At 71.8% G+C, this 6,892-nt stretch carries 7 protein-coding genes and 1 pseudogene; 4 read left to right on the top strand and 4 right to left on the bottom strand.

Annotated features, from left to right (window positions below; all coding sequences use genetic code 11):
- Positions 1-121: 121 nt before the first annotated feature.
- The gene (locus tag ACFVZW_RS19575; RefSeq protein ID WP_384522875.1) at positions 122-493 is read right to left on the bottom strand and encodes a hypothetical protein; all 372 of its coding nucleotides are present in this window, start codon (positions 491-493) and stop codon (positions 122-124) included.
- Entirely contained in the window at positions 490-1,308 is an 819-nt protein-coding gene (locus ACFVZW_RS19570; protein ID WP_384522873.1) for a ParA family protein, read from the bottom strand. Before ACFVZW_RS19570 ends, ACFVZW_RS19575 begins: the two co-directional genes overlap by 4 nt.
- Before the next feature lie 328 nt (positions 1,309-1,636).
- Between ACFVZW_RS19570 and ACFVZW_RS19565 the strand changes: the two genes are divergently transcribed.
- The 3 genes and pseudogenes from ACFVZW_RS19565 to ACFVZW_RS19555 form a co-directional block, all read left to right on the top strand.
- On the top strand, positions 1,637-2,407 hold the full coding sequence (locus tag ACFVZW_RS19565) for a hypothetical protein (RefSeq protein ID WP_384522871.1): 771 nt from the start codon (positions 1,637-1,639) through the stop codon (positions 2,405-2,407).
- Positions 2,404-3,651 carry a hypothetical protein gene (locus tag ACFVZW_RS19560; protein ID WP_384522869.1) on the top strand — a complete coding sequence of 416 codons (1,248 nt, stop codon included), beginning with the start codon at positions 2,404-2,406 and terminating at the stop codon, positions 3,649-3,651. The genes ACFVZW_RS19565 and ACFVZW_RS19560 overlap by 4 nt, the downstream gene beginning before the upstream one ends.
- A 552-nt stretch (positions 3,652-4,203) precedes the next feature.
- A pseudogene (locus ACFVZW_RS19555) lies at positions 4,204-4,419 on the top strand (PRC-barrel domain-containing protein); the annotation flags it as partial.
- A 181-nt stretch (positions 4,420-4,600) separates the two neighbouring features.
- On the opposite strand, the gene ACFVZW_RS19550 reads toward ACFVZW_RS19555, so the two are convergent.
- Positions 4,601-5,008, bottom strand: a complete 408-nt coding sequence (locus tag ACFVZW_RS19550; RefSeq protein WP_384522867.1) for a hypothetical protein — start codon at positions 5,006-5,008, stop codon at positions 4,601-4,603.
- 367 nt (positions 5,009-5,375) lie between these two features.
- Positions 5,376-5,957, bottom strand: coding sequence for a TetR/AcrR family transcriptional regulator (locus ACFVZW_RS19545; RefSeq protein WP_384522865.1), 582 nt, complete (start codon positions 5,955-5,957; stop codon positions 5,376-5,378).
- A gap of 123 nt (positions 5,958-6,080) precedes the next feature.
- On the opposite strand from ACFVZW_RS19545, the gene ACFVZW_RS19540 reads away from it, so the two are divergent.
- On the top strand, positions 6,081-6,773 hold the full coding sequence (locus ACFVZW_RS19540; protein ID WP_384522863.1) for an SDR family oxidoreductase: 693 nt from the start codon (positions 6,081-6,083) through the stop codon (positions 6,771-6,773).
- The last annotated feature ends 119 nt before the right edge of the window (positions 6,774-6,892 follow it).

The raw sequence follows: 6,892 nt of genomic DNA, 5'->3' as shown, positions 1-6,892 counted from the left end.
CTGCCCCGGCCCGGGCCCCCCGGGTGGCCTGCGTGCGGCGGGGGGGGGGGGGGGGGGGCCGCGGGGGCGCGGGGGGGGGCCCGGGCGCCGGCCCCCCGGCCCCCGCTCGGGCGGGGACGGTTCAGGACGCCTCGGACTGCTCCTGTGGGGCTTCCTTGGACTCCTTCGGTAGCTTCCCGGCGCGCCGCAGGTGGGCGGCGTAGTGGGCGATCGCCGCGTCGGCGACGTCCTGTGGGCCCATGCCTGTGGTCTCGCCGATCGCGGTCACCAGTTGGTCCGTCTCCAGCAGGACGCGCACGTTCATCATGACCCGGGTCGGTCCGGCGGGCCGGCCGCGTCGGCGGGGTGGAAGTCCCAGCTGCTTGCGGCTGCTCGGCGTCGCGGCCGCGCGCTTCTTCGCGGGCGCCCTGACGTCGTCACCGACGTTGATGTCCTCGTCGTCGTCCGGCAGCTCCGGAGTGTCGCTCGCGGTGCGGGTGCGCTGGGGGGTCACGGGAGCGGGATCTCCTTCAAGAAGGTCTGGGTGAGTAGTTCGTAGGTGGCGCGGATCTCGGAGAGCCGGTCTCCCTTGGACTCTTCGAGGGAGACGCCGTTGTTGTTGCTGGTGGCCAGGGACTCGATGAACTTCACGGTCGGGTCCCACACCAGCGGGCCGAAGATCTGGCGGATCGAGTCGCGCTGCTCGTTCTGACGGACGGTGTCCTTGTATTTGTTGAGGATCACGCCGCGCAGCTCCAGGCCCGGGTTGCCGAGATCCTTGGCCGCCTTGTTCCTGATGAAGTCGCGTGCGCGCTGCGCGCCCTCGATGGCGTAGAAGTCCGCGTCGGTCACGATCACCGCGTCGTGCGCCGCGGCGAGGCCGAGCTGGGTGAGATGGAACAGGCTCGGCGGGCAGTCGATCAGCGTGTAGTCGACGTGGTCGTCCGCGCCCTCCAGAGCCTGGTCGAGCCGCCGCCAGGCGCCGCCGATCCCGGCCTCCGACATCCGGTTCTCCAGGGGAAGCCGGGCAGGGGCGATCGAGATGCGCTCGGCGTAGCTGCACTGCCAGGCGATGGGCTGGAAGACGTCCCGGGCGCAGCCGAGTGCTTCGTCCTCCCCCGTGTTGGCCTTGATGGCCTGGCTGATCGTCGGCTGCTTCAGCCTCGGGTCGTAGTGCCACCCGAGCATCTGCGAGCTGTTGCCTTGCGGGTCCATGTCCACCACGAACACCCTCTTGCCCGCCTTCGCCAGACCCTCGGCTAGGCGGACGGTGGTGCCGGATTTCCCGACCCCTCCCTTGTTGTTGAGCATGGCTACACGTCGGGCCATCGGTCCTCCATTCCGCTCGGCCCGACTCGTCGCAGGGCCGGCTCGTCGGCTCCGGATCAGCATGTCAGCAGGCCGACCCGGCCCTGCGACACACGCCCGTGCTCGCGGGTCAGCGAGCGTTACCGGTCATCATCCCGGCCCGCGTGATCCATCGCCGGGAAGCTCTCCAAGTCGCGTTCTTTGGTGTTGACCAGCGCCGCAGGCATTCTCGCTAGCGGAAATGATCGCCAATCCGAAACGTTTCCTGATGTCTGGTTTTGCTTGCATCTCCGCGCGCCATGTCAGCGGTTCGCTGACGTACGGGTGTGTCAGTGGAATGCTGACACTCATGGCGATCGACCCTGTGCGGCAGCACGAGATCAAGCAGGCGGCCGAGAAGCTCCTCCAAGAGAGCTACGGCAAGCCCGACGGGCCCGGCGTGACCGGCCAGAAAGCCCTGAAGGCGGTGCTTTTGGCGCTCAGCGGCTACGCCCCTTACGGCGAGAAGCCACGCGAGGTGCCGGCGGAGGACGCCCTGGCCGCCCTGACGCAGGTGGCGGAGGCCCGGCAGCGACTGGACGTCATGGAACTGCGGCTCATCACCGCCGCCCGCGAGCGCGGCGCCTCCTGGCAGAAGGTCGCCGACTCCCTCTCCCTGGAGCAGCGGCAGTCTGCCGAGGGCCGCGCCCTACGCCTTGAGCGCGCTACCAGGGGCTACGCGCAGGGCCGCGACGTCGGCTCCCAGCGCCTGGACAAGGCGCGTCAGCGGGCCGCTGACGCCTGGTGCGGCAAGCAGGCCGACCGGATCCGCGACGTCGCCGAGCGACTCGTCGACACGTCCGAAGCCTGGGGCGAGGCGGTGACCGGTGACATCCTCGCCCGCAGCTACTTCCAGACGCTGGGAGCCCTCCTGGTCTCCGACGGCGCCGCGAAGGACCTCTTCGACAGGATGGAGAGCCTGCGGATCACGCTCGCACCGTACGGCCGCCCGCAGCCCGAGCCGACCGGCAAGCACGCGGCGGCCGCCACAAAGGCCCGCGCTGACCTAATTGAGCTGCAGGTCGAAGTCACCAACGCCCGCAACGCCGTCACCAACGCCCGCGACGGAGGCCGGTCGTGAGCGAGGTCAACATCGTCGACCGAACACTGACCGGCGCAGAGCTGCTCGCCGCAGCTGCCGCAGAGGTGAAGTCCTGGCCGTTCGTCTCCGCCTCCCGCGCCCGCCAGGTGACGTGGGTGGCCGGCGAGTACACCCGCGCCCTGGCCCACCCCGGGCACCCGCTCGGCGACGCGACCTCCGTCGACGAGGTGTTCACCCGCGGCCCCGTTGACGCCTATCTGCGCCTGGCCCGCACCGGCCAGCTGCGCGTCCGCCAGGCCGCCGACCCGTCCAAGGGCTCCGACAATTCCGAGCAGATCCGCCTCGAGGTCCTCAAGCTGCTCGTCACCGCCTGCGGCGCCGAGGACGCGGCCGAACTGCCGCCGCAGCCCGACCCGCCGAGCAAGCAGCCCGTCGCCAAGCGGCCCCGCTCCCTGCTGCGGGCCCAGCTCACCGAGCTCGCCGACGCGCCGGACGCCACCACCAGCCAGCTGCGGATGCTCGCCGTCGGCGCGGTCGTCTCCGACACCGGCATCCGGGCGGGCGAGATGTGCGCCCGCACGATCGAAGACCTCTCGCCGACCCTGGAGGAGCTGCGCGTGGTGCGCCGGCCACAGGGCTGGAGCGAGTCGGAGGCATACACCGAGCTGCTCGCCTTCTCGGGCCTGTCCCGGGCCGCGCTCAAGAGGTGGCTGCCCGAGCGCCAGCTGCTGCTGACCCGGGTCGGCGGCACCGCGACCGCACTGTGGGTCTCCCTGCACGGCAACCACCACGGCGGCCAGGCCGTGCCCGCCGGAACTCCCCTCATGCCCCGGGGCCTGGCCCGCGCGTGGACCCGGGCGGTCACCGAGACGAACATCGAGATGGCCGGACAGCCGTCCTGGGAGCCGCTGCCCACGCGCATGGAGCAGCTGCGCCGGGGCGTGAAGCCCAAGGCCCTGGCGGCGCCGATGCAGCCCGACGCCGAGAAGGCCGCCGAGCTCCTGGACGACGTCGCCGCCCGCGGACGCGCCCTCGCCGAGCTGTGCCGCACGGGCGAGGAGAACTCCACCGCCGAACTGCAGGCCCGCATCACCGTGCGCCAGGCCGTGCGCGCCGCCTGGGCGGAGGGCATCGAGCACGCTGTCCAGCTGTCCGTCCTCGCAGACGCGGGCCTGCCCGACGACGCCTCGCTCGCGGCCGCTGGCTGGGAACCGGTGCTCCTCGCCGCAATCGACCGGGGCCGCGGCTGGGGCCGCCCGTCGAAGGCGGCCGCCGCAGTGTGACCCCGCCCGCGCCGTGCCTGCAGTGGTGACGGCTCCCGGCAGCGAGGAGAGCGGACCACTGCCCGTCTGCCGCGACTGCTACACGGCGATAGCGCCGCTCTCAGGGCACATAGATTCCCGCACATCACCCCTGGTTGAAGCGCACGCCGCCGCATTTCCGCTAGCAGAAAGGCGACATTTTCCGGTCGCTGATCCGCGAGCTTTACAGCGATCTGGACAGCGATGGGTCCCAGGGCCTGACAAGCCGGGGCGCCCCGTTCGTCGGCAAGGGCCGGCCGCACGAAGGCCCTGACTGCTCGGGGAGATCAGGACCTTCGTTCGCCTCGGGGGAAGCTGACGCGGCCCCGACGCCAGAGCGCGGAATCGGGGGCCGCGGACTGCACCGGCCCGACGTGGGGGTCCAAACCAGTGCACGCGTCACCTCACCAACGCCGACCACCCCGACAGGACACGGCCGCGTCAACAGGGTCAGGTCCAGGCTGGTGTGGGCGGGGCTGCGGGAGCACGCTGGGAAGTACACCCGGCTACACCGCCGTGCGAAGGGAACCCGGGATGATCCAGATCGCGGACATCCGAGAGTGGCGGACCCGTGACGTCGTCGACGCGGGCGGGCACAAGATCGGCGTGCTGGAGGCCATCTACGTGGACACCAGCACCGACGAGCCCGCCATGGCCACCGTCCAGTTGGGGCTGCCCACCCGCCACCACCTGGTCTTCGTCCCCCTGACCGGCGCGACCGTGGGCCCCGGGTACGTCAAGGTCGACTACGGCGTCGGGGATCAATCGAACCGTGGTTATCGGTGAGATTGATCATGGTCCTGGGCTGGGGGTTCTCGGCGGCGCTACGGCCCTGTTCTCCCGAAGCTACGGCGAAGTGACAAGTAGCTCTCTGCAATCAGAGTGACGCTCGGTCAGGGGTCTCCGTGCTCGCGGCCTTCTTGATCGTCCGCTACGTCTCCGTCGTCCGCAGGTAGACGCGGGCGAAGCGGGTCGCCGGCTCAACGAGGGGTGCCGCCGCTTCCGCGTCGTCGAGTTCTTCGGCTCGGTCCTCGAACGACGCCGTCGTCTCCAGCAGGGCGGCGAGCGCGATCGCGGCCTGCGGGTCCATTGCGGCCATGTGGGAGGCCGCCCCGAGTGCCCGCGCGTGGGTGTGCCGCTCCGGGTTGTCCGGGTAGGCGAACGAGGTGAGGATGCTGCTGCTCACGGTGCCGTCCGGGTCGACGTCCTCGGGCGTGAACGCGGCAAGGACCAGCCCGCCCGTCTCGTCCTGGTCTACCATCCACCGCTCGTCGGGGAACTCCGCGGCCTCGGCCGCGCGGCGTCGGAGAAGCGCCGCCGCTTCCCGCAACAGGCTCACGGTCCTCCCGTCCACCCTAGCGTCGAGGGGTCGGCCGACCGGATCGCGTAGCCGTCACACGGCCAGCTCCGCCGACCTCTTCCGTTCCCGTTCCCGCCACGCGGCCGTACGGCAGCGACCGGAGCAAAAAGCCTGGTCAGAGCGGGTGAAGTAGCCGGGCGCCAGTCGGTGGCCGTACGTCGGGCAGGTGGGCCCGCGTCCTATCGTGTGGGCGGCCATTTTCCTCGCCATGGCGCCGAGCGTGAACGCCGCCGCGGGCGCCGACGAGATCCTGGGGGAGATCCGGGACCAGGTCGGCGTGCTGCTGCCGCGCTGACGGTGACGGCGGCCGCCGCGCCGGCGACTCCGGGTGGGTGCGCGCCCCCGATCAGGCCGTCTCCGCCAGCGCCGCACGCGCGGCGGCGAGGATCTCGCCGGAGAGCGGGGAGCCCTCGGTGGCCCGGGAGAGGAGCAGCGCACCGACCAAGGTGCACAGCCGGACGAGGCCTTCCTCGCCACCCTCGCCGCCGGGTGCCTCGGCGGGGGCGAGGAGTGCGGCGAAGTCGGCTACGCCCCGCGCGTAGGTGCGCCGGGCCTCGCCGCCTTCGGGTTCACGCGCGATATCGGTGGCAAGTGCCGCGACCGGGCAGCCGTCCGCCGCGTTGTCGCGGTGTTCCGGGGCGAGGTAGGCGTCGATGAGGTCCCGCTGGGCGGCGTCCCGGCGCCCTCCGTACTGCTCGAAGTGGGCCGCATGGCACCGGGTCCATTCATCGATGGCGTGGGCGGTGACCTCGTCGACGAGCGCTTCCTTGGAGGCGAACTGCTTGTAGAAGCCGCCGTGGGTGAGGCCGGCCGCCTTCATGAGATCGGCGACGCTGACGCGCGTGCCCTGCTCCCGGAACAGCCGCGACGCGGTGTCCACCACCCGCCTGCGGTTCTCCTGTGCCTGTGCCTGCGATACGCGACCCATGGCCACCTCCCGTTCTCCAGTTTGGATGTCGACTTGCATCTATCCTAGCCCGGTGTTTAGATTGGTAGTGCAATCTAAATGGTGAGGGTGCCCCGACGGCGCCCGACAGAACCTGGAGCGGGCATGGAACTCAAGAACGCGGTCGCAGTGGTCACCGGCGCCAACCGAGGCCTCGGACGGCATCTCGCCGCCCAGCTCGTGGAGCGCGGCGCGAAGGTCTACGCGGCGGCCCGCCGGCCCGAGACGGTGGACCTGCCGGGCGTGACCCCGCTGCGCCTCGACGTGACGGACCCGGAGTCGATCCATGAGGCCGCCCGCATCGCCTCGGATGCGACGCTGCTGATCAACAACGCGGGCCTCGCCACCGGCGCGACGCTCATCGGCGGCGACCTGGACGACGTGCACCGCGAGGTAATGACCAACTACGTCGGCCCGCTCATCGCGACCCGGGCCTTCGCCCCGGTCATCGAGGGCAACGGCGGCGGCGCCGTGCTCAACGTCCTGTCCGCCCTGTCCTGGTACCACCCGGCCGGCGCCGGCTCCTACGCGGCCTCCAAGGCCGCCGCCTGGGCGATGAGCGACGCGACCCGCGAGGAGCTGGCGCCCCGCGGCATCACCGTCTCGGCGCTGCACGTCGCCTACATGGACACCGACATGGCCGCCGGCGTCCCCGCCGACCAGAAGGTCTCCCCCGCCGATGTCGCGGCGCAGGCACTGCTCGGCATCGAGGCGGGCCTGCCCGAGATCCTCGCCGACGAGGTCACCCGGCAGGTCAAGCAGGGCCTGGCCGGCACACCCGGGCCGGCCGCGGCCTGACGCCCACCCCGCCCTTGCGTCCGTGGGGGGCCGGGCGCCGGCCGGCCCGGGGCGCGCCCGGCGAGGCCGGGACCGCGCGAACACCGGCCCGGCCCAGCGCCCCGCCCGCCCCCGCGGGG

It is taken from the genome of Streptomyces sp. NPDC059567 (assembly GCF_042735655.1).
Lineage (GTDB): Bacteria > Actinomycetota > Actinomycetes > Streptomycetales > Streptomycetaceae > Streptomyces.
The sequence above is the reverse complement of the archived record's forward strand: the minus strand, read 5'-3'. Positions and strand labels throughout refer to the sequence as shown.

Coding starts and splice junctions, on each gene's coding strand:
- ACFVZW_RS19570 (WP_384522873.1), bottom strand. CDS start 1,308: ATGGCCCGACGTGTAGCCATGCTCAACAACAAGGGAGGGGTCGGGAAA.
- ACFVZW_RS19545 (WP_384522865.1), bottom strand. CDS start 5,957: ATGGGTCGCGTATCGCAGGCACAGGCACAGGAGAACCGCAGGCGGGTG.
- ACFVZW_RS19540 (WP_384522863.1), top strand. CDS start 6,081: ATGGAACTCAAGAACGCGGTCGCAGTGGTCACCGGCGCCAACCGAGGC.
- ACFVZW_RS19565 (WP_384522871.1), top strand. CDS start 1,637: ATGGCGATCGACCCTGTGCGGCAGCACGAGATCAAGCAGGCGGCCGAG.